General features: G+C 71.7%; 16 protein-coding genes. 14 read left to right on the forward strand and 2 right to left on the reverse strand.

Going from position 1 to position 17,923, the window contains the following annotated elements; translation table 11 throughout:
* Window positions 1-41 precede the first annotated feature (41 nt).
* The 11 genes from atpB (at window position 42) to ACH5HR_RS11720 (ending at window position 9,795) form a co-directional block, all read left to right on the forward strand.
* The gene (gene atpB / locus ACH5HR_RS11670; RefSeq protein ID WP_402375746.1) at window positions 42-929 is read left to right on the forward strand and encodes a F0F1 ATP synthase subunit A; all 888 of its coding nucleotides are present in this window, start codon (window positions 42-44) and stop codon (window positions 927-929) included.
* A gap of 99 nt (window positions 930-1,028) precedes the next feature.
* The gene (locus ACH5HR_RS11675; protein ID WP_098464265.1) at window positions 1,029-1,265 is read left to right on the forward strand and encodes an ATP synthase F0 subunit C; all 237 of its coding nucleotides are present in this window, start codon (window positions 1,029-1,031) and stop codon (window positions 1,263-1,265) included.
* Window positions 1,265-1,849, forward strand: a complete 585-nt coding sequence (locus tag ACH5HR_RS11680) for a F0F1 ATP synthase subunit B (RefSeq protein WP_402375744.1) — start codon at window positions 1,265-1,267, stop codon at window positions 1,847-1,849. The genes ACH5HR_RS11675 and ACH5HR_RS11680 overlap by 1 nt, the downstream gene beginning before the upstream one ends.
* Window positions 1,849-2,661: a F0F1 ATP synthase subunit delta gene (locus ACH5HR_RS11685; protein WP_402375742.1), complete on the forward strand. Its 813-nt coding sequence runs from the start codon at window positions 1,849-1,851 to the stop codon at window positions 2,659-2,661. The genes ACH5HR_RS11680 and ACH5HR_RS11685 overlap by 1 nt, the downstream gene beginning before the upstream one ends.
* A gap of 79 nt (window positions 2,662-2,740) precedes the next feature.
* Complete coding sequence (atpA, locus tag ACH5HR_RS11690) at window positions 2,741-4,369, forward strand: F0F1 ATP synthase subunit alpha (protein WP_402375740.1); 1,629 nt, start codon at window positions 2,741-2,743, stop codon at window positions 4,367-4,369.
* Between the two features lie 4 nt (window positions 4,370-4,373).
* On the forward strand, window positions 4,374-5,273 hold the full coding sequence (locus ACH5HR_RS11695) for a F0F1 ATP synthase subunit gamma (RefSeq protein WP_402375738.1): 900 nt from the start codon (window positions 4,374-4,376) through the stop codon (window positions 5,271-5,273).
* A gap of 67 nt (window positions 5,274-5,340) precedes the next feature.
* The gene (gene atpD / locus ACH5HR_RS11700) at window positions 5,341-6,822 is read left to right on the forward strand and encodes a F0F1 ATP synthase subunit beta (RefSeq protein ID WP_402375736.1); all 1,482 of its coding nucleotides are present in this window, start codon (window positions 5,341-5,343) and stop codon (window positions 6,820-6,822) included.
* Between the two features lie 196 nt (window positions 6,823-7,018).
* Window positions 7,019-7,306, forward strand: a complete 288-nt coding sequence (locus ACH5HR_RS11705; protein ID WP_402375734.1) for a F0F1 ATP synthase subunit epsilon — start codon at window positions 7,019-7,021, stop codon at window positions 7,304-7,306.
* A 13-nt stretch (window positions 7,307-7,319) separates the two neighbouring features.
* Entirely contained in the window at window positions 7,320-7,736 is a 417-nt protein-coding gene (locus ACH5HR_RS11710; protein WP_402375732.1) for a DUF2550 domain-containing protein, read from the forward strand.
* Window positions 7,737-7,764: 28 nt separating this feature from the next.
* Window positions 7,765-8,460 carry an endonuclease NucS gene (gene nucS, locus ACH5HR_RS11715; RefSeq protein WP_402375730.1) on the forward strand — a complete coding sequence of 232 codons (696 nt, stop codon included), beginning with the start codon at window positions 7,765-7,767 and terminating at the stop codon, window positions 8,458-8,460.
* A gap of 66 nt (window positions 8,461-8,526) precedes the next feature.
* Window positions 8,527-9,795, forward strand: coding sequence for an N-acetylglucosamine-6-phosphate deacetylase (locus ACH5HR_RS11720; protein ID WP_416477978.1), 1,269 nt, complete (start codon window positions 8,527-8,529; stop codon window positions 9,793-9,795).
* A gap of 3 nt (window positions 9,796-9,798) precedes the next feature.
* Here the strand turns inward: ACH5HR_RS11720 and ACH5HR_RS11725 are convergent, their stop codons facing one another.
* On the reverse strand, window positions 9,799-12,744 hold the full coding sequence (locus ACH5HR_RS11725) for a glycoside hydrolase family 3 C-terminal domain-containing protein (protein ID WP_416477979.1): 2,946 nt from the start codon (window positions 12,742-12,744) through the stop codon (window positions 9,799-9,801).
* Window positions 12,745-13,047: 303 nt separating this feature from the next.
* Here ACH5HR_RS11725 and ACH5HR_RS11730 point away from each other — a divergent pair, with 303 nt between their 5' ends.
* From ACH5HR_RS11730 to ACH5HR_RS11740, 3 genes are all read left to right on the forward strand, one after another.
* Window positions 13,048-14,715: an extracellular solute-binding protein gene (locus ACH5HR_RS11730; RefSeq protein ID WP_416477980.1), complete on the forward strand. Its 1,668-nt coding sequence runs from the start codon at window positions 13,048-13,050 to the stop codon at window positions 14,713-14,715.
* Between the two features lie 320 nt (window positions 14,716-15,035).
* A complete protein-coding gene (locus ACH5HR_RS11735; RefSeq protein ID WP_416477981.1) occupies window positions 15,036-15,899 on the forward strand; it encodes an ABC transporter permease in 864 nt (287 codons plus the stop codon).
* The gene (locus ACH5HR_RS11740; RefSeq protein ID WP_402375720.1) at window positions 15,896-16,873 is read left to right on the forward strand and encodes a carbohydrate ABC transporter permease; all 978 of its coding nucleotides are present in this window, start codon (window positions 15,896-15,898) and stop codon (window positions 16,871-16,873) included. Before ACH5HR_RS11735 ends, ACH5HR_RS11740 begins: the two co-directional genes overlap by 4 nt.
* A gap of 22 nt (window positions 16,874-16,895) precedes the next feature.
* Here the strand turns inward: ACH5HR_RS11740 and ACH5HR_RS11745 are convergent, their stop codons facing one another.
* The gene (locus ACH5HR_RS11745) at window positions 16,896-17,921 is read right to left on the reverse strand and encodes a LacI family DNA-binding transcriptional regulator (protein ID WP_416477982.1); all 1,026 of its coding nucleotides are present in this window, start codon (window positions 17,919-17,921) and stop codon (window positions 16,896-16,898) included.
* Window positions 17,922-17,923: the final 2 nt, after the last annotated feature.

Here is a 17,923-nt window from a genome sequence, read left to right on the forward strand (position 1 = left end):
TCGGAGCACGGCACAGCGTCCGGTAGGCTGTACCCGAATCCATGACGGCCAGGTCCGACGGCGTGCCCACGACCGTGGGAGTGCTGCAAGACCTTCGACCTCCGGGAGTCCTCCTGTTTACGTCAGCGACCCCCACGCTGTTCGCCGCCTCCGAGGGTGAGGGCGGCTTCCACGTGCCGTCCATCGACGAGTTCTTCCCGCCGGCGATCCTCTTCGAGGACACGATCTTCCAGATCGACCGGATCTGGATCATCCGTGTCCTCGCGGTGATCGTGCTGCTCGCGGTCTTCGTCGTCGCCGCCCGGCGGGCCAGGCTCGTGCCCGGCCGGTTCCAGGGCGCCATCGAGATGATCCTCGACTTCGTGCGGGTCCAGATCGCGGAGGAGATCCTCGGCAAGGCGAACGCCCGGCGCTTCGTCCCCATGCTGACGACGATCTTCCTGGCGATCCTCGTCTTCAACATCACGGGGATCATCCCGTTCCTCAACCTGGCGGGAACGTCCCGGATCGGTCTGCCGCTGGTGCTTGCCCTGTGGGTCTTCGCCACCTACTGGTGGGTGGGCATCCGCCAGCACGGGCTCGGCGGCTACCTGAAGAACAACCTCTTCCCGCCCGGCATCCCGTGGCCGATCTACTTCATCGTGACGCCGATCGAGCTGCTGCAGATCCTCGTGGTCCGTCCGCTCTCGCTCGCGCTGCGACTCGCGGCCAACATGATCGCCGGGCACATCATGCTCGTGCTGTGCTTCGCGGCGACGCACTTCTTCCTGCTCGAGGCGGCTCCGGCCCTCAAGGGGATCGGCGTGCTCACGCTCGCCGGCGGTTTCGCCATCACGCTGTTCGAGATCCTGGTGGCGCTGCTGCAGGCGTACATCTTCGCCCTGCTCGCCGCGGTCTACATCAGCCTCTCGCTGGAGGAGGAGCACTGACCTCGCGGTCGGCTCCTCGACTGATCACGCCCACCACCCACACAGACGCAAGTCAGCGACGTCGGACCGCCGGTCCGTCGCCCAACGGAAGGAAACCCAGTGGACGTCACCACCCTCGCCGAGGTCACCGGTAACCTCAACGCTGTCGGCTACGGCCTCGCCGCCGTCGGCCCGGGCATCGGCCTCGGTATCCTCATCGGCAAGACCATCGAGGGCATGGCCCGTCAGCCCGAGGTCGCCGGCCAGCTGCGCGCTACCATGTTCCTCGGTGTCGCGTTCGTCGAGCTCCTCGCGCTCCTCGGCCTCGTCGCCGGCTTCCTGTTCCCGGCCGCGTGATGGCGGCGGCGCAGAACGCCGCCCCGGTCATCGTGGCGGCGGAGGGGACCGCGGAGGGCATCGACCTCTTCATCCCCGCCTGGTACGACATCATCTGGTCGTCGGTCGTCATGCTCGTCATCGCCGTCGTCTTCTACAAGTACGTGCTGCCGAAGTTCCAGGCCGTCCTGGACGAGCGCACGGCGAAGATCGAGGGCGGCCTCGCCAAGGCCGAGAAGGCGCAGGAGGAGGCCGCGGCAGCGCTGGCGGAGTACCACCAGCAGCTCGCCGAGGCTCGCGCCGAGGCGTCGAAGACCCGCGAGGAGGCCCGCGCCGAGGGCACGGCCATCGTCGCGGAGCTGAAGACGAAGGCCAGCGACGAGGCGGCGCGTATCGTCGAGACCGCACACCGGCAGATCGAGGCCGAGCGGCAGTCCGCGGCGGTCTCGCTGCGGGCCGAGGTCGGCACGCTGGCCACCGAGCTCGCGTCGAAGATCGTCGGCGAGTCCCTCGAGGACAGCGCGCGCCAGTCGCGCGTGGTCGACCGGTTCCTCGACGAGCTCGAGGCGGACCAGTCGGCGACGACGAGCGTCAAGGAGGGCTGATGCGAGGAACGAGCGGAGCATCGCTGGCGGCCGCCCAGGAGCGGCTCGAGCCGGTGCTGCGGTCCGCGGCCGGCGAGTCGGTCACGCTCGGTGAGCAGCTGTTCGCCGTCGTGACCGCGCTCGACGAGTCCGGTGCGCTGCGCCGCTCGCTCGCGGACCCGTCGCGGAACGGTGAGGACAAGGCACGCCTCGTGTCGGCCGTGCTGACCGGGTTCGACGAGCGTGTGGTCGACCTCGTGTCGGGTCTCACCCGGTCGCGCTGGTCGAGCGACGCCGACCTGGTCGACGCCGTCGAGCGGCTCGGCGTGGACGCGCTGCTGGCCGCGGCGGAGTCGCGCGGTGCGCTCGAGACGGTGGAGGACGAGCTCTTCCGCCTGACGCGTGCGCTGGTCGGTCAGCGCGAGGCCCGGCAGATCCTGTCCGACGAGACCACCGACCCGGCCCGCCGCACGGCGCTGGTCGACGCGCTGGTCGAAGGCAAGGTCGACGAGGTCACGCTGGCGCTGGTGCGTCGCGCGACCACGACGCTGCGCGGCCGCCGGTTCGTGCCGACGCTCACGTGGTACGGGGACGTGGCGGCCGAGCGCCGCCAGCGCCTCGTCGCCACCGTGACGAGCGGCTCGGTGCTGACCGGGGCGCAGGAGCAGCGTCTCGGCGAGATCCTCGAGCGCGCCTACGGCCGCCCCGTGCAGCTCAACGTGACGGTCGACCCGGCCGTCGTGGGCGGGCTGCGAATCCAGGTCGGCGCAGACGTCGTCGACTCCACCGTGCTGTCCCGCCTGGCTGACGCCCGTCGCCGGCTGGCCGGCTGATCCATTCGACGCCCAGCCGGCCACCGGTCGGCGCAGATGAACGTTCGGTCGCAGACGCGGCCACGACAGGAGAAGAGCAATGGCTGAGCTGACGATCAGGCCGGAGGAGATCCGCGCCGCTCTGGACAGCTTCGTGAAGTCCTACGAGCCCGAGGGCGCGGTGACCGAGGAGGTCGGCCGCGTCACCTTCGCCGCCGACGGTATCGCCAACGTCGAGGGCCTTCCCGGCGCCATGGCCAACGAGCTGCTTCGTTTCGAGGACGGCACGCTGGGCCTTGCGCTGAACCTGGACGTGCGCACGATCGGTGTCGTCGTCCTGGGCGAGTTCACCGGCATCGAGGAGGGCCAGGAGGTCCGCCGTACCGGTGAGGTGCTCTCGGTCCCGGTCGGCGAGGGCTACCTGGGCCGCGTCGTCGACCCGCTGGGCAACCCGATCGACGGCCTCGGCGAGATCGAGACCGACGGTCGCCGCGCCCTGGAGCTCCAGGCGCCCGGCGTGATGCAGCGCAAGTCGGTGCACGAGCCGCTGCAGACCGGTATCAAGGCGATCGACTCGATGATCCCCGTGGGCCGTGGCCAGCGACAGCTGATCATCGGCGACCGCCAGACCGGCAAGACGGCGATCGCGGTCGACACGATCATCAACCAGAAGGCCAACTGGGAGTCGGGCGACCCGACGAAGCAGGTTCGCTGCATCTACGTCGCCATCGGCCAGAAGGGCTCGACGATCGCCTCCGTGCGCGGCGCCCTCGAGGAGGCCGGCGCGCTCGACTACACGACGATCGTGGCCGCCCCGGCGTCCGACCCGGCCGGTTTCAAGTACCTCGCCCCGTACACCGGCTCGGCCATCGGCCAGCACTGGATGTACGACGGCAAGCACGTCCTCATCATCTTCGACGACCTGTCGAAGCAGGCGGACGCCTACCGCGCCGTGTCGCTGCTGCTGCGCCGTCCGCCGGGCCGCGAGGCGTACCCCGGCGACGTCTTCTACCTGCACTCCCGCCTCCTCGAGCGTTGCGCCAAGCTCTCGGACGAGCTCGGTGCCGGTTCGATGACGGGTCTGCCGATCATCGAGACGAAGGCGAACGACGTGTCGGCCTTCATCCCGACCAACGTCATCTCCATCACCGACGGGCAGATCTTCCTGCAGTCGGACCTCTTCAACGCCGACCAGCGCCCGGCCGTCGACGTCGGTATCTCCGTCTCCCGAGTCGGTGGTGACGCACAGGTCAAGGCGATGAAGAAGGTCTCCGGCACGCTGAAGCTCGAGCTCGCGCAGTACCGCTCGCTCGAGGCCTTCGCGATGTTCGCCTCCGACCTCGACGCCGCGTCGCGCGGCCAGCTCGCCCGTGGTGCGGTGCTCATGGAGCTGCTCAAGCAGCCGCAGTACACGCCGTACCCGGTCGAGGAGCAGGTCGCGTCCATCTGGGCCGGCACCAAGGGCAAGATCGACGACGTTCCCGTGCCGGACGTCAAGCGGTTCGAGTCCGAGCTGCTCGACCACCTGCGCCGCAACACCGACGTCTTCACCACGATCGAGAAGACGGGCAAGCTGGAGCAGGAGACGGAGGACGCGCTCGCCGCGGCCGTGGACGACTTCCGCAACGGGTTCCTCAAGGGCGACGGGAGCCCGCTCGTCGGTGGCGACACCGCGGACGAGGAGACCGACGTCGAGCAGGAGCAGCTCGTCGTGCAGAAGAAGGCTTGATCGTATGGCCGGAGGATCCCAGCGCGTCTACAAGCAGCGGATCAAGTCGACGCAGTCGCTGAAGAAGATGTTCCGCGCGCAGGAGCTGATCGCGGCGTCCCGCATCAGCAAGGCGCGGGGTCGCACCGCGGCGGCGGCCCCGTACGAGCGGGCGATCACCCGCGCCGTCTCGGCGGTCGCGACGCACACGTCGATGGATCACCCGCTGACGAGCGAGCGGCCCGACACGAACCGGGTCGCGGTCCTCGTGATCGCCTCGGACCGTGGCATGGCCGGCTCCTACTCGGCGTCGCTCATCCGTGAGTCGGAGCGTCTGGTCGCCCAGCTCACGGCCGAGGGCAAGGAGGTCAGCCTCTACGCCGCCGGCCGCCGGGCGATCTCGTTCTACCGCTACCGAGGGCGCGAGCTCGCCGGTCAGTGGTCGTACGGCTCGGACCACCCGCAGTCGGACACGGCCACGGAGATCGCGGACACTCTCCTCGGGGCGTTCCTCGCGCCGGTGGCCGAGGGCGGTGTGGGCGAGCTGCACGTCGTGTACACGCAGTTCGTCAACATGGTCACCCAGCGACCGCGCGTCGTGCGGATGCTGCCGCTCGAGGTCGTCGAGGGCGTCGCCGTCCCCGGCGAGCACGAGACGCTGCCGCTGTACGACTTCGAGCCGTCGCCCGAGCAGGTGCTCGACTCCCTGCTCCCGAGGTACGTGCGCAGCCGGATCTTCAGCTTCATGCTCGACGCCGCTGCCTCCGAGCTGGCTTCCCGCCAGCGCGCGATGCACACGGCGACGGACAACGCCGAGGACCTGATCCGTACCTACACGCGCCTGGCGAACCAGGCCCGCCAGGCGGACATCACCCAGGAGATCAGCGAGATCGTCTCGGGTGCTGACGCCCTCGCGGCATCGTGACGACCACCCGCGCACGACGCCGTCGACCGACGAACTCACACCCGAACCTTTCGAAGCGAGGCAAGCAATGACCGCCACCACCGTGGACTCACGCGGCGCGGCCCCGGCTGAGCCGGCAACTGGCCGCGTTGCCCGCGTGATCGGCCCTGTCGTCGACATCGAGTTCCCCGAGGACTCGATCCCCGACATCTACAACGCCCTGACCGTCGAGCTGGACCTGTCCGGCATGGGCGAGGGGGAGAACAAGTTCACCCTCACCCTCGAGACCGCCCAGCACCTCGGCGACTCGCTCATCCGTGCGATCGCGCTGAAGCCGACCGACGGCCTCGTCCGCGGCGCCGTGGTCACGGACACCGGTGAGCCGATCTCGGTGCCCGTCGGTGACGTCACCAAGGGCAAGGTCTTCAACGTCACGGGCGAGGTCCTCAACCTCGCCGAGGGCGAGGAGCTCGAGGTCACCGAGCGCTGGCCGATCCACCGCAAGCCGCCGAGCTTCGACCAGCTCGAGTCGAAGACGCAGATGTTCGAGACGGGCATCAAGTCGATCGACCTCCTCACCCCGTACGTGCTGGGTGGGAAGATCGGTCTGTTCGGTGGTGCGGGCGTCGGCAAGACCGTCCTCATCCAGGAGATGATCCAGCGCGTGGCGCAGGACCACGGTGGTGTCTCGGTGTTCGCCGGTGTCGGTGAGCGCACCCGTGAGGGCAACGACCTCATCGCCGAGATGGAGGAGGCGGGCGTCTTCGACAAGACCGCCCTGGTCTTCGGCCAGATGGACGAGCCGCCGGGCACGCGCCTGCGGGTCGCGCTGTCCGCGCTCACGATGGCGGAGTACTTCCGCGACGTGCGCAAGCAGGACGTGCTGCTCTTCATCGACAACATCTTCCGCTTCACGCAGGCGGGTTCCGAGGTCTCGACGCTGCTCGGCCGCATGCCGTCCGCCGTCGGCTACCAGCCGAACCTCGCGGACGAGATGGGCATCCTGCAGGAGCGCATCACCTCGACGCGTGGGCACTCGATCACCTCGCTGCAGGCGATCTACGTGCCGGCCGACGACTACACGGACCCGGCGCCGGCGACCACGTTCGCCCACCTGGACGCGACGACCGAGCTGTCGCGAGAGATCGCCTCGAAGGGTCTGTACCCCGCGATCGACCCGCTCACCTCGACGTCCCGCATCCTCGACCCGCGCTACGTGGGTCAGGAGCACTACGACGTCGCGACGAACGTCAAGCAGATCCTCCAGCGCAACAAGGAGCTGCAGGACATCATCGCGATCCTCGGTGTGGACGAGCTCTCGGAGGAGGACAAGACGCTGGTGGCGCGTGCGCGTCGCATCCAGCAGTTCCTCTCCCAGAACACCTACATGGCCAAGAAGTTCACGGGCGTCGAGGGTTCGACCGTGCCGCTGAGCGAGACCATCGAGGCGTTCAAGAAGATCTCGGAGGGCGAGTTCGACCACGTGGCCGAGCAGGCCTTCTACAACATCGGTGGGCTCGAGGACCTCGAGCAGAACTGGGCGCGCATCCAGAAGGAGTACGGGGCCTGAGCCCTCGTCCTCGGACGCCCCCGCGTCGGGGGGGGGCGCCCCGGCCCCGGCCGGCCGCGCCCCCGGCCCCCCCCCCCCCACACAACGGGGGGGGCGGCCCCCCGGGGCCGCGCCCCCCCGGGGTGCGCCGGGCGGGGCGGGCCCGGGGGGGCCCGCACGACGTGCCACCCTCGACTGAAGAACCCGGGAGCCCGACATGGCAGAGCTGAACGTCGACCTCGTCGCAGCCGACCGCAAGGTCTGGTCCGGCGCGGCGCGCGAGGTCAGCGCCCCGTCCGCCGACGGTCAGATCGGCATCCTCGCCGGCCACACGCCGCTGCTCGCCGTGCTGCGACCCGGCACCGTGAAGGTCTCCACCGCGCCTGGACAGGTCGCGGTCGAGGCGCAGGTGAGCGGAGGCTTCGTCTCGGTGGACGCGAACGTCGTGACGATCGTCGTCGACCAGATCACCGAGGTCTCCGGCCGCGAGAGCTCGCTGGCCTGAGGCGGGCCGCACGGTGGGGTACACGCTCGGGGTCGTCATCGCGGTCGCGGTGGTGCTCGCCCTCGGGCTGGTGCTCGGAGCATCACGCCTGCGCACGCTCTCGCGCCGCGTGGGTTCCTTCCCGTGCGGCGCCCGGCCGGCGCGGCCCCAGGCACCGTGGTCGGCCGGCATCGCCCAGTACGGCGTCGGGCGGATCGACTGGTGGCGCTGCTGGTCGCTCGCCCCGCGCCCGACCCGCACCTGGCACCGCGACCGGCTCACCGTGACCGGTCGCGCCCCGCTGGACCAGGCGGGCCAGGTCGACCAGTACCTCGTCCGCTGCCGCTACGACGGTGTCGACTTCGAGCTGACCATGTCCTCGGGCGCCTACGCCGGTCTCGCGTCGTGGCTCGAGTCCGCACCTCCGGGCCGCCGCGGCCTCGTCGTCTGACCGACCACACCGCACCCGAAGGGGGACCGTGCGACTCGTCGTCGCCCGCTGCTCGGCTCGTTACACCGGCCGACTCAACGCGCACCTGCCGCAGGCCACGCGCCTGCTCGTCGTCAAGAGCGACGGGAGCGTGCTGCTCCACTCCGACGGCGGGTCGTACAAGCCGTTGAACTGGATGAGCCCGCCCTGCACGCTGACCGTCTCGGAGCCGGACGCGGAGGCGGCCGACCGCGGCGTGACCGCCGTGTGGACCGTGCAGCACCAGAAGTCGGACGACCGCCTGGAGATCGACCTGCACGAGGTGCACCACGACTCGGCGCACGACCTGGGCGTCGACCCCGGCCTGGTGAAGGACGGCGTCGAGGCGCACCTCCAGGAGCTGCTCGCCGCCCAGATCGAGCTCCTCGGCACGGGCCACACGCTGGTCCGCCGCGAGTACATGACGGCGATCGGTCCGGTCGACATCCTCGCCAAGGACGCCGAGGGCGGGACGGTCGCGATCGAGATCAAGCGCCGGGGCGAGATCGACGGCGTCGAACAGCTCACGCGCTACCTGGACCTGCTCAACCGGGACCCCCTGCTGGCCCCGGTACGGGGCGTCTTCGCGGCGCAGGAGATCAAGCCGCAGGCCCGGGTCCTCGCGACCGACCGGGGGATCGGCTGCCTCCTCCTCGACTACGACGCGATGCGCGGCGTCGACGACGCGGACTCCCGCCTCTTCTGAGCGACGGTTCGCGACGGTTCGGCAGGAAAGCTACCTAACCACTCCGCCGTGGTGCAGGATGGAGGGATGGCCCTCGAACCTCCTCCGCCGCCGCCGACCGACACGCCCTCCGCACCGGCGGTCTTCGCCGTCCGTGGGGACGTCGTCACGCCGACGGCCCTCGTCCCCGACGCCGCCGTCGTCGTCGCGGGGGACCGCATCGTGTGGGTCGGCCCGCTGGAGGATGCCGCCGCGGCCGGGGTGGGCGACGCCGTGCGGGCTGCCGACGAGCCGGCGCCGGGGACGTACGTCCTCCCCGGTCTCGTGGACCTGCACGACCACGGTGGCGGTGGCGCGAGCTTCCCGGACGCCACGACGTACGACGAGGCGATGACCGCCGTCCACGAGCACCGCCGGCACGGCACGACGACGATGCTCGCCTCGCTGGTGACCGCCGACCGCGCCACGCTCCTGGCGCGGGCCGCCGTCCTCGCGGACCTGGCCGACGACGGGGAGATCGCCGGGATCCACGCCGAGGGACCCTTCCTGGCGCCCGCCCGCCGCGGCGCCCACGACCCCGCGCACCTGCTGACCGGTGACGTCACGCTGGTGCGCGAGCTGGCCGAGGCCTCCCGCGGTCACCTGCGCACGATGACGATCGCTCCCGACGTCGAGGGCGTCGCCGGGGCCGGCGGGGTCGCCGACGCGCTCGTGCGTGCCGGCGTCGTCCCGTCGATCGGTCACACCGACGCGACGACGCAGGAGGCCGAGGATCTCGTCGCCCAGGTCGTCGCGCGGCTGCGTGCCGCCGAGGTGCCGCGCCGGATGACGGCGACGCACCTGTTCAACGCCATGCGGCCGCTGCACCACCGCGACGCCGGACCGATCCCGGCCTGCCTCGCCGCCGCGCGCAGCGGGAACCTCGTCGTGGAGCTCGTCGCGGACGGCGTGCACCTCGACCCGGCGCTGGTCCGCACCCTGCTCCAGACCGTGGGCGTCGACCAGGTCGCGCTCGTCACCGACGCCATGGCAGCGGCCGGCATGGCGGACGGTGCCTACGACCTCGGGCCGACGTCGGTCACCGTGACCGACGGCGTCGCGCGCGTCGTCGACGCCGACCACCCCGAGGGTGGAGCCATCGCCGGCGGTACCGCCCACCTCGTCGACGTCGTCCGTGCCACGGTCGCGGCGGGCGTCCCGCTCGCGGTGGCGGTGCGGTGCGCGTCGTGGGTGCCTGCTGGGGTGCTGGGGCTCGACGACGTCGGCGGTCTGGTCGCGGGCCGCCGCGCCGATCTCCTCGTGACCGACCGGGAGCTCGTGGTGCAGCACGTGTGCCGGGGCGGTCGGAGGGTCTGAGCCTCAGGCGCTGATCGTCGCCAGGCGCGTCCCTGGTGGCAGCGTGACGCGGAGGTCGACGGGCCCGGCGGGGGCGTCCCCGAGTGCGACCGACGTCTCCTGCCAGCGGTAGCGGGCGTCGCTGCCGGTGGGTCGGGGCGCCGCGACCGACGCGAGCGGCAGCCACGGCGCCCCGGAGTCGCCGGCAGGACGCCAGGCCAGATCCACCCGGGACGCGGCCGGTCGTCGGGTCGCGAGACGCAGGCGCAGGACGCTGCACCCGGCGAGGTCCACGCCGTCGTACCGCACGACGCCGGGGGAGCCGGCGCCGGCCGGCGTCTCGACGCAGGCGCCGGACTCCCGGCTCAGGTCGCCCACGACCACGCCGCTGCCGGTGTGGAACGCATGGCCGTGCAGGGGTCCGTCGGCGATCCGTCGCGTGCGCGGGCCGCTACCGGTGACGCGCAGGGTGGTCCGGACCGGCAGGTCGGCGGCCGACGGACCTGCGGCGAGGGCGTACGAGCCGGGCTGCACCCGCAGCGCGCCGACGTGCACCCAGTCGGCAGGCGTACCCGGCACCTGCTCGGCGACGTCCCAGACGGCGAGCCGCGCGACGTCGAAGGCGAGCGTCACCTCGCGCGCCTCGCCCGGCGCCAGCACCACGCGTTCGTGGGCGACGAGCAGCCGCCGCGGTCCGGGGACCGGCAGCGCGCCGGGCAGGGCGTAGACCTGGACCAGCTCGTGCGCCGGCCGTGCGCCGGTGTTGCGCAGCGAGACCCGCACCAGGACCGTGCGGTCCGGGTCGGACGGCGCCCGCCCGTACGTCGGATGGGTCTGCGTGGGTGCCGGGGCGCCGACGTCGGACCGCTCGACGGCCAGGCCGGTGTACTCGACCGTGGTGTAGGTCAGCCCGTGCCCGAAGGCGAAGGCGGGCTGTGCGTCGGCGTGACGGTAGGTGGCGCGCTGGGCGGCGAGGTCGTGGTCGAGCAGGTCGCCGGGGTCGTCCTCGGCGGCAGGCCACGTCTGGGCGAGGCGGCCGGTGGGTTCCACGTCGCCGGCCAGCACGTCGGCGACGCCGTGCCCCAGCTCCTGCCCGCCGTGGGAGGACCACAGCACCGCGCGAGCGTCGGCGGTCTCCGGGCCGAGCACGTACGGGTAGCTCGAGACGAGCGCGAGCACGGCGTCGGGGTGCTCCTCGCGGGCGGTGCGCCACACCTCGACCGCGGCGTCGGGCAGGCGCAGATGGGGTCGGTCCTCCGTCTCCCGGCCGGACAGGTGGGGGTCGTTGCCGACGACCACGACGACGGCGTCGGCCCGGGCGGCGGCCGCAGCGACGGCAACATGCCCGGAGCGGACGGTGCGAGCGGTGAAGCGTTCCGCCTCGGCGGCACCGTGCGCCTCGGCGACGACCAGGCCGGAGCCGTGCTGGACGCGCAGCCATCGCCCCGAGCCGACGTGCTGGAGGGACCAGCTGCCGTCGGCGTGGTGGTGGCGGCGGAAGCTCTCCTGGGCGACCCAGCCGCCGACCCGCCGTGCGGTGGCACGCACGATCCATCCGGCCCCGGTGAGCAGCCGGTCGTGCGAGACCGAGCGCAGGGTGAGCAGGCCGTCCCCCCAGTCCATGACCTCGAGGTGGGTGGCGGGTGCGGCGTCGGGCGACGCGGCCACCAGCACGGGGCCTTCGTCGTCGTCGGTGACGGTCAGGTAGGCGTGCGCCGTGGTCGACCGCAGGGCCAGGACGTCCGCGCCGGTCGTCACGGTGACCTCGGCGTCCGGCCACCGCTCGCGCAGCGCGGTGCCGACGCCGACGGCGTACGGCGGCGTGCCGGAGTACCAGTCGGTGAGCACGCGGTCGGCGAGCGGGCCGACGACCGCGACGTGGCCCGGTGCCGCCGGCTGGCCCAGGGGCAGCACGTCCGCGTTGCGCAGCAGCACCACCGCGCGGGCGGCGGCCTCCCGGGCGAGCGCCCGGTGCGCGGGCGGGTCGATCGCTCCCGGGCCGATCTGCGCGTACGGGTCGGCGTCGCCGTCGAGCTCCCCGGTGCGCAGGCGCAGCTCGAGGAGCCGGAGCACGGCCCGGTCCACGTGCTCGGCGCTGACGAGCCCCTGGTCGAGGGCGTGGGTGATCCGTTCGACGGTGGGTCCGGCGTCGGCGTCGTTGTCGGTGAAGGAGTCCACCCCGGCCCGCAAGGCTGCCGCGTGCGAGGTGACGTGGTCGTCGAAGTAGCGCTCGCCGGTGACCAGGTTGGTGGGTGCCGCAGCGTCGGAGACGACGGCGAGCGAGCCGTCGGTCCAGCGGCGCAGCTCGTCGAGCAGCTCGCCGGAGACGTGGCACGGCCGGCCGTCGACGAGGTTGTAGGCGGGCATGACGGCGCCGACGACGCCGGCCTCGACGGGCCCGCGGTAGGCGGCCAGCTCGTGCTCGTGGAGCGTGCGCAGGGTGAGGTTCGAGCTCGTCGCCGCCCGGTCCGTCTCGTGGTCGTACCCGAGGAAGTGCTTGAGGGTCGGAACCGTCTTCCACACCCGGTGGCTGCCCCGCAGCCCGGCCGCGTAGGCGGCGCCCAGGTGCGCGGTGAGGTGGGCGTCCTCGGACCAGCCCTCCTCGGTGCGACCCCAGCGGGGGTGGCGCAACGGGTTCACCACGGGCGCCCACACGTTGAGGCTGACCGTGGGGTCGGCGGCGTGCTTGGCCCGCACCTCGGTGGCGACCGCGTCCCCGACGCGGCGCAGCAGGTCGGTGTCCCAGGTGGCGGCGAGGCCGACCGGTTGCGGGAACACCGTCGCGGTGCCCAGCCAGGCCACGCCGTGGAGGCCCTCGGTGCCGGTGCGGAACGGGCCCAGGCCGAGGCGGTCGACGGCGGGAGAGACTTGGTGGAGCATCGCGACGCGCTCGCCCGGGTCGAGGCGGCCGAGCAGGTCGAGCGCGCGTTCGGCCAGCGGCAGGGTGGGGTCGCGGAAGGGGTGGGTCACGACGGCGTGATCCTTTCCATCAAGATCGAAACGGTTCGACAACATGGGGGCCCGCAGGGCGCGTGGCCAGACACTACGGCATGGCTCGCGGTCACGCCGTCCTCGGTTCTCGGCACGGCCGGTCCGGGCCGGCGCGCTAACATCCGTGCGGCCAAGCGGCCGTCGCACGGATTCCGGGCGAGGTGTTGTCAGGGGCGGTGGAGATGGCTACGCTGCGATGTCGAAGCGCTTCGACGGAGAATCGCGGAGCAGTTGTCTGCACGGCGCCAACGGGTGCCGTGGTGTCCACGAAGGAGTGTCCGCATGACGACGAAGTCTCCCGGAACCTCGCCGGCCCGGTATCGGGTCGGCCGCAGAGGGTTTCTCGGCCTGATGGGACTCGGTGCCGCGGCGATCGGTACGCCGTCGCTGCTCGCCGCCTGCAGCAGCGGTGGTGGAGCCGTCGGCTCGGCCGGTGGCGGAGGAGCGGTGAGCACCGGCGTGCTGCCGAACTACCTGCCGATCGAGTACATCGCGCCCGACTTCCCGGGCGTCAACGGCTCGACGGTCGGCTACTCCTCCATCCCGAGCGACCTGGTCAAGGCATTCTCCGCGCCGCCGGGAGCCGGCAGCAGCTTCACGGCCATGACGCCGCTGTGGGGCACGATCCCGCCCACGGAGGGCAACCAGTACTACGACGCCGTCAACGAGGCGCTCGGCTCGACTATCCGGTTCCAGATCTCCGACGGCAACACCTACGGTGACAAGCTCGCCGCCGTCCTGGCCTCCGCCGACGACGTCCCGGACTGGGTCAGCATCCCCACCTGGAACGTGCCGCCACGGTTCACCGAGGCCGTCGAGGGCCTCTTCGAGGACCTGACCCCGTACCTGTCCGGCGCCAACGTCGAGAAGTACAAGAACCTCGCCAACATCCCCACCGACGTGTGGAAGTTCTGCGTCTTCAACGACAAGCTCTACGCCCTGCCGTTCCCCGGCGAGGTCATCAACAACGCCATCTTCTATCGCAAGGACATCCTCGACGAGCTCGGCATCGCGGACCAGCCCACCGACGCCCAGGGCCTGCTGGACCTGGCCAAAGAGCTCACGAGCCCCGGGGAGCAGCGCTGGGGCTGCGAGGACCTCTGGGGCGCCGCCACGATGATGTTCGCCGTCCCCGAGAAGTGGACGCAGGACGACGCGGGCAACCTGGTCCACCGCATCGAGACCGAGCAGTACCGTGCCGCGCTGGAGTGGCACGTCGCCCTCTACGCCTCCGGTGCCGTCCACCCGGACGCGGTCGCCGACAAGACGGAGGAGTCCAAGCAGCGGTTCGAGTCGGGTGAGTCGCTCATCGCGACCGACGGCGTGGGCGGCTGGCACGAGGCGCTGTCGCGCCAGCTCCAGTCGAACCCCGGCTACGACCAGCAGGCGTTCGCTCCCATCGCGGCCGACGGCGGCACCCCGGTCCTCTACAAGAGCGCCCCGGCCAACATCTTCTCGTTCCTCCGGAAGAGTGACGACCCGGCCAGGATCGAGGAGCTCCTCGCGGTGGCCGACTTCCTCGCGGCGCCGTTCGGCACCGAGGAGTACCACCTCGTCAACTTCGGCGTCGAGGGCGTGCACTACGAGACGGACGGCGACGGCCTGCCGGTGGCGACCGACCTGGCCGCGACCGAGCTGCAGCCCACCTACACCTTCCTCGTCGACCCGCCCGTGGTGAACACCAAGGTCCAGTACCCCGGCTTCGTCGAGGACTACTGCACGTGGATGGCGGACGCGGCGCAGCACCTCGTCGACCCGCTGTTCTACGGCATGCAGATCAGCGAGCCGAGCCGGTTCGCCGCGCTGGACGCCCCGTTCGAGGATCTCGAGAAGGACGTCTCCCGCGGTCGCAAGTCGATGGCGGACATGGACGAGGCGATCGAGACGTGGCGAGCGTCCGGCGGCGACGAGCTGCGGCAGTTCTACCAGGACATCCTGGACGCGCAGTGACGTACGGCTCGTCCCAGGACGTCCGCGGCCGGGGGGACGCGGACGACCCGGCGCTCGCGACGGTCGCACCGGCCGCCGCGCGCCCCCCCGCCCGCCCCCCCCCCCCCCCCCCCCCGACCCGGGGCCCCCCCCCCCCCCCCCCGCGCGCCCGGGGGGGGGGGCCCGCGCCCCCCGGGCCCCCCCCGGGGGCCCCCCCGCCCCCCGCCCCCCCCGCGGCCGGCACCGCCGCCCCGACGCTCGCGACCGGGGGCCCGACCGCCCCGCCCCGTCGGAAGGTCTCGTGGCGGGCACGGTTCGCCCGTGACCGGTCACTGATCATCATGACGATGCCGGCCGTGCTCCTGCTGCTCGTGTTCGCCTACGTGCCCATCGCGGGCAACGTCGTCGCCTGGCAGGACTACTCGCCGTTCCTCGGGATCGCGGACAGCCAGTGGGTCGGCTGGTACAACTTCCAGCGGCTGTTCGTCAACGCCGCGTTCTGGCACGCGGTGGGCAACACCCTGCTCATCACGGCGTTCCAGCTCGTCTTCTTCTTCCCGATCCCCATCGCGATGGCGCTGCTGCTCAACAGCGTGATGACGCCCCGGGTGCGGACCACGATCCAGTCGATCGTGTACCTGCCGCACTTCTTCTCGTGGGTGATCGTGGTGACGGTCTTCCAGCAGCTCTTCGGCGGCGCCGGGTTCGTGGCCCAGCGGCTGGCCGACCTGGGCTACGACGGGTTCGACCTGATGACGAACCCGGACACGTTCCTGGTGCTCATCACCATGCAGAGCGTCTGGAAGGACGCCGGGTGGGGGATGATCATCTTCCTGGCGGCCCTGTCCACCATCGACCCGGCGCTCTACGAGGCCTCCGTGGTGGACGGTGCCGACCGCTGGCGTCGCATCTGGCACATCACGCTGCCCGCGCTGCGGCCCGTCATCATCCTGCTGCTCATCCTGCGGCTCGGCGACGCGCTGACGGTCGGCTTCGAGCAGCTCATCCTGCAACGAGGAGCGGTCGGCGTGGACGCCTCCGAGGTCCTCGACACGTTCGTCTACTACCAGGGCGTCATCAACGGCGACTGGTCCTTCGCGGCGGCGGCCGGGCTCCTCAAGGGCATCGTCTCGCTCGTGCTCGTCGTCGGTGCCAACAAGCTCGCCCACGTGTTCGGCGAGGCGGGGGTGTACAAGCGCGCATGACTTCCACGACACACGTCCCGTCCCCGAGAACCGCCGGGGACACCTCGCGCCCGACGGCGGCCCGCCGTCGTCGGCGCTCCAAGCACCGGGCCGTCTGGGAGGAGGCCCCGGGGCCGGTCGGGTTCACCGGCAAGGTGGTCCTGCTGGCGTTCATCGTGCTGGCCGTGGCGTTCCCCCTCTACACGATCATGCTCACGAGCGTCTCGACGCAGGCGGACGTCACGCGCTCCGGCGGTCTGGTCACGGTGCCCGGCGAGCTGTCGCTGGCGGCCTACGAGCAGATCCTCTCGGGCGGCATCGTCACGCGGGCCGCGCTGGTGTCGATCGGCATCACCGCGGTCGGCACCCTGTTGTCGACGGTCGTCTCCGTGCTGGCGGCGTTCGGGCTCTCCCGGCCCGGCTCGTTCGGCCACCGACCGCTGCTGTTCGTCCTGCTGATCACCATGTTCTTCGGCGCCGGGATGATCCCGACCTACCTGCTGGTCTCGGCGCTGGGGCTGATCGACTCCTACTGGGCGCTGATCCTGCCGACGGCGGTCTCGGCGTTCAACGTGCTCATCCTGCGGTCGTTCTTCATGGGCATCGACCCCGCCATCACCGACGCCGCCCGGATCGACGGGGCGGGGGACTGGCGGGTCCTGTTCCAGATCGTCACGCCGATGTCCAAGGCGGCGATCGCCGTCGTCGCCCTGTTCTACGGGGTGGGGTACTGGAACGCGTTCTTCAACGCGATGCTGTACATCAACGACAACGCCAAGTGGCCGCTGCAGCTGGTGCTGCGCTCGTACGTGCTGCAGGGGGCGACCCTGCCAGGGTCGGGTACGGGGCAGGTCGACGTCGCCACGGGTGCCGTGACGGGCCTGCCGGTGAAGATGGCGGTGCTGGTGCTGGCCGTGGTCCCGATCCTGTTGGTCTACCCGTTCGTCCAGCGGCACTTCACCAAGGGCGTCATCTTCGGGGCCATCAAGGGGTGAGCCGCGCGGGCGAGGCGCCGCGTCAGACGTCGACCTCGGCACGGGCGTACGGCCCCGGGGCGGAGCTGCCGCGCTCGGTGAGCACCGGGGCGAGGAGCCGGGTCTCGGACGGGTGGGTGCCGTCGAGACGCGTCATCGCCATCTCGACCGCCACCGCACCGATCACCTCGCCGGGGATGTCGATGCTCGTCATCGGCACGTGCTGCGCCAGCGCCGTGTCGTGCGGGCACACGGCGACCACCGAGGTGTCCCGTCCCACGATCCGCCCCCGCTCGCGCAACCGGTCCAGGACGTGCGGGAGCGCCCGCTCGTTGTGCACCACGAACCCTGAGGTCTCCGGCGCGCGGTCGAGCAACGCGTCGACGGCCGTCCGGGCGCCGTCGGGCGTGGGCTCGCAAGGCTCCACCGTGCCGGTCAGCGCGTTCTCGTCGCACTCGGCGGTGAAGCCGCGGTGCACGCGGTCCGCGTACGAGGTGTGCCGGGCCATCACCTCGGGAGGGGACCCGATGAGGGCGACGTCGCGGTGACCCGTCTGCCGCAGGTGCCGGGCGGCGAGACGCCCGGTCGCCTCGAAGTCCAGGTCGACGCAGCTCAGGCCGTCCGCCTCACGGGGCAGGCCGATCAGGACGGCGGGCTGCTTGAGCGCGCCGAGCGTGGGGATGCGCCGGTCCTCGGCCTCGACGTCCATGACGATGATCGCGTCGACCATGGAACCCGCGGCCACCCGCTCGATCCCGCCGATGTCGTCCTGGGTGAGCAGGAGCACGTCGTGCTCGAACTCCTTGGCGCGCGAGACCACCCCGGCCACGAACTGCATGATGACCGACACGTCGACCCCGGACCGCAGCGGGGCCATGAGGCCGATGACGCTGGTCCGCCGGGAGGCCAGCGCCCGCGCACCCATGTGCGGGCGGTAGCCGAGCTCGGCGATGGCCTGCTCGACGCGGCGCCGGGTCGGCGGGGAGATCGACCGCTTGCCGGACAGCACGTACGACACCGTGGACGACGAGACCTCGGCCGCGCGGGCGACGTCCTCGATGGTGGCCATGG

This window comes from Isoptericola maris (genome assembly GCF_048065335.1).
Taxonomy (GTDB): Bacteria; Actinomycetota; Actinomycetes; order Actinomycetales; family Cellulomonadaceae; genus Isoptericola; species Isoptericola rhizosphaerae.

Bases quoted from the DNA above. Each gene is read 5' to 3' on its own strand.
- atpB (WP_402375746.1), top strand. From the start codon at position 42: ATGACGGCCAGGTCCGACGGCGTGCCCACGACCGTGGGAGTGCTGCAA.
- ACH5HR_RS11680 (WP_402375744.1), top strand. From the start codon at position 1,265: ATGGCGGCGGCGCAGAACGCCGCCCCGGTCATCGTGGCGGCGGAGGGG.
- ACH5HR_RS11685 (WP_402375742.1), top strand. From the start codon at position 1,849: ATGCGAGGAACGAGCGGAGCATCGCTGGCGGCCGCCCAGGAGCGGCTC.
- atpA (WP_402375740.1), top strand. From the start codon at position 2,741: ATGGCTGAGCTGACGATCAGGCCGGAGGAGATCCGCGCCGCTCTGGAC.
- ACH5HR_RS11695 (WP_402375738.1), top strand. From the start codon at position 4,374: ATGGCCGGAGGATCCCAGCGCGTCTACAAGCAGCGGATCAAGTCGACG.
- atpD (WP_402375736.1), top strand. From the start codon at position 5,341: ATGACCGCCACCACCGTGGACTCACGCGGCGCGGCCCCGGCTGAGCCG.
- ACH5HR_RS11705 (WP_402375734.1), top strand. From the start codon at position 7,019: ATGGCAGAGCTGAACGTCGACCTCGTCGCAGCCGACCGCAAGGTCTGG.
- ACH5HR_RS11720 (WP_416477978.1), top strand. From the start codon at position 8,527: ATGGCCCTCGAACCTCCTCCGCCGCCGCCGACCGACACGCCCTCCGCA.
- ACH5HR_RS11730 (WP_416477980.1), top strand. From the start codon at position 13,048: ATGACGACGAAGTCTCCCGGAACCTCGCCGGCCCGGTATCGGGTCGGC.
- ACH5HR_RS11735 (WP_416477981.1), top strand. From the start codon at position 15,036: ATGACGATGCCGGCCGTGCTCCTGCTGCTCGTGTTCGCCTACGTGCCC.
- ACH5HR_RS11740 (WP_402375720.1), top strand. From the start codon at position 15,896: ATGACTTCCACGACACACGTCCCGTCCCCGAGAACCGCCGGGGACACC.
- ACH5HR_RS11745 (WP_416477982.1), bottom strand. From the start codon at position 17,921: ATGGCCACCATCGAGGACGTCGCCCGCGCGGCCGAGGTCTCGTCGTCC.